The organism is Prosthecobacter sp. (assembly GCF_044373815.1).
GTDB lineage: Bacteria > Verrucomicrobiota > Verrucomicrobiia > Verrucomicrobiales > Verrucomicrobiaceae > Prosthecobacter.
In genome coordinates this window covers 1-3,103 of sequence record NZ_JBIPNG010000636.1, presented here as the reverse complement: position 1 = coordinate 3,103, position 3,103 = coordinate 1, and the positions used below count along the sequence as shown (strand labels likewise).

The 3,103-nt window shown below is 62.4% G+C and carries 2 protein-coding genes; both read right to left on the bottom strand.

What is annotated here, in order from left to right:
• Window positions 1-699 (bottom strand): c-type cytochrome domain-containing protein (locus ACIREA_RS29500; protein WP_397385900.1); only part of this gene is annotated, 699 nt, incomplete at its 3' end.
• Between the two features lie 3 nt (window positions 700-702).
• Entirely contained in the window at window positions 703-2,895 is a 2,193-nt protein-coding gene (locus ACIREA_RS29495; protein ID WP_397385899.1) for a DUF1549 domain-containing protein, read from the bottom strand.
• Window positions 2,896-3,103 lie beyond the last annotated feature (208 nt).

The following is a 3,103-nucleotide window of genomic DNA, read 5'->3' as shown; positions in this document are numbered from 1 at the left end:
CTTGACGTCAAAGAGGACGACGCTGCCGGATTGCACCGGTTTGCCACCGGCGACCATGAGGACGCGGCCATCGGCGCTGAAGCGGATGACGTTGGGCTGGCCTTCGGGAAAGGCGAGGACGCCGAGGGGCTGCTGGGTGGTGGCATCGAGCAAACGCACGTGCTCGTGACCGGCGACGGCGATGAGCGGGGCGCGTGGGCTGGCGGCCATGGCGATGATGGGGAGCGGGCGCGTGAGTGCGGGGGGCGTGAAGGGAGGCAGGGACTCGGGCATCGGAGGGGGGCCGTCGAGTTTGATGTCGGTGGTGGGCGTGAAAGTGGTGTCGCGCTCCGCGACAAGGGATTTGCTGGCGGAGGATTCGCGGAGGCCCCCTTGGATCCACTGGCGGATGAGCTCGATCTGCGGGGCGGGAATGGCGGCTTTTTTGGGCGGCATGCGCTCGGCATCGTCTTCGGCGGTGATGGCATTGAAGAGCAGGCTCTGGCTGGCGCGGCCGGCGATGACGGCTTTGTCGCCGCTGCCGCCTTTGAGGACGGCGGTGAAGTTGGCGAGGTTGAGATCGGCTTTCTGCTCGTCGTCGCCGTGGCATTTGAGGCAGTGCTCACGGAAGATGGGCTTGATGTGCTCGTCGTAAGTGATGACGGCATCGGCGGCGTGCGCGGATGTGAGCAGGAATGGAAGAAGCAAGAATGCGCGCATGGATCAATGATTGAAGAGGAACTCGGTGGAATTGAGGAGGCTCCAGAAGATGTCCTGGTAGGGTTTGCGGTCTTTGGTGTCGCTGCCGACGAGTTCGAGGAGGGCTTTGAGTTCTTCGGGCTTGGGTTTGCGGCTGAGGGAGCGGAGGTAGAGGTTTTCGATGATCGTTTCCGGCGGTGTGCTGGTCTTGAGCTGCTTTTCGATGACCTGACCGAAACCGACCTGGCTCTGAACGGTGTCGCCGGCGACCATGTGGAGGGTTTGTGAGAGGGTGGGTTCGAGTTTGGTGTCGCAGGCGCAGACGCTGGCGCGTCCGGCGCGCCCGAAGGTTTCGAAGAAGGGATCTCCGGTCATCGCGTGGGTGGTGTCACCAGGGGTCCGCGGGTAGTGCTGGACGGCCTTGGTGCCTTTGGGGAAATAGACGAAGCCGCGCTCGCCGTCGGTGGCTTTGACGATGGCATCGAGCAGGACGTCCGCGCGCAGGCGGCGGAGCTGGGCGCGGGAGAACTGGCGGGTGTCGTCGGCGTTGGTCTTGTTGGGCTGCGCGGAGAGCTGGTAGGTGCGCGAGGTGGTGATGTCGCGAATGAAGGCGCGGAGGTTGAACTTGGAGTCGGCGAGGTGCTGTGCGAGGGCGTCGAGCAAGGGGCCGTTGGTGGGCGGATTGCTGACGCGCATGTCGTCGAGAGGTTCCACGAGACCGCGGCCCATGAAGTGTGCCCAGATGCGGTTGGCGAGGTTGCGGGTGAAGAGCTCGTTCTTTGGTGAGGTGAGCCAGGCGGCGAGGGCCTGACGCGGATCTTTGCCTTTGGGCACGCTGCTTTCGCCGCCGAGAACGGTGGGGAGCATGGGGCGTTCATCGACGAGGTGTTTGGCGGGCGCGGCGGAGAGGTCGTTGAAGACGTAGAACTCGCGCGGCTCGACACCGAGCTTGCGCTGGATGCCGGTGAAGAAGCTGACCCAGCCGTAGTAGTCGTCCATGGTCCAGCGGTCGAAGGGATGGTTGTGGCATTCGGCGCACTGGATGCGCACGCCGGTGAAGAGCTGGGAGAAGTCGGCGGCGAGGTTCTTGGGGGTGACCTTCACGTCATGCACGAGCATGGTGTAGAGATTGGCGGGGCCGCTGTTGATGTTGCTGCCGGTGCCAGTGATTTGATCGGCGACGAATTCGTTCAGCGGACGGTTCTCTGCCATCTGATCATGGATCCATTCGTAGTAGACGTCGGCGGCTTTGACATCGGTGGCGGAGGGTGCGTAACCGCCGCCTTTGACGCGGAGCATTTCGGCCCAGAGGTCTGTCCAGAGATCGGTGAAGCCGTCGCTTTTCAGGAGGCGGTCGATGAGGACGGTGCGCTTGTCTTTGGACGTGTCCGCCATGAACTCTTGATGGTCCTTGGTGGTGGGGAGTGCGCCGCTGAGATCCAGGAAGACGCGGCGGAGGAAGGTTTCGTCATCGCAGATTTCGGAGGGGAGGAGGCGCAGCTTTTGCAGGCGGTCATGGATGATTTCGTCGATGTAGTTGTTCGCGACGGGATTGGTCCATTGGTAGTTTTTGTCCTGCGGGAGGACGATGACTTCGGAGCCGATGGTGAAGCGGTTGAAGCGGGCGAAGACGTGGGTGTCGCCACGGCCGGTGGCGGAGACGAGGCCGTTTTTGTCGATCTTTGCGGTGGAAGGGTTGTTGGAGGCGAAGAGAGCGAGATCGGTGACATCGCGCTTGGTGCCGTCGGAGTAGCGGGCGGTGACAGTGGTCTTTTGGGTTCCTTTGCCGCCATCAAAGACGAGGCGCTCGGGGGCGAGGGTGATTTCGACTGGCTGTGGGACGGATGCGGCATCGTCGGGGGCGCCGGCGGCGATCCAGTTGAGCAGGGTCTGGTAGTATTTGGTATCGGGCTTGAAGAGCTCGCCGCCGGTGTGGGGGACTTTGCCGGTGGCTTTGAGGAGCATGCGGCTTTGCTCGGGAGCGGCGAGATTGACGCGGCGACCGACCATCTCCTGAGTGATGCGGTAGTAGTCGCCTTTGGCATCGTAGCCGAAAAGGGAGAGCATGAAGCCGTCTTTGCCGCGAGCGGAGCCGTGGCAGGTGCCTTGGTTGCAGCCGGAGCGGAAGAGGATGGGCATGACATCGCGACGGAAGCTGGGGGCTTCGGAGGCTATGACCTGGAGAGGGAATAGCAGGGCGAGGAGGAAGGGTTTCATTTTGGCAAAGGAATGAAGGAGCAAGGGAATGTTCCAGAGACTGAATTTATGGCTTTACTGGAGGACCTGGTTGCAGCCGGACCGGAAGAGGACGGGCATGACATCGCGGCGGAAGCTGGGGGCTTCGGAGGCTATGACCTGGAGAGGGAATAGCAGGGCGAGGAGGAAGGGTTTCATTTTGGCAAAGGAATGAAGGAGCAAGGGAATG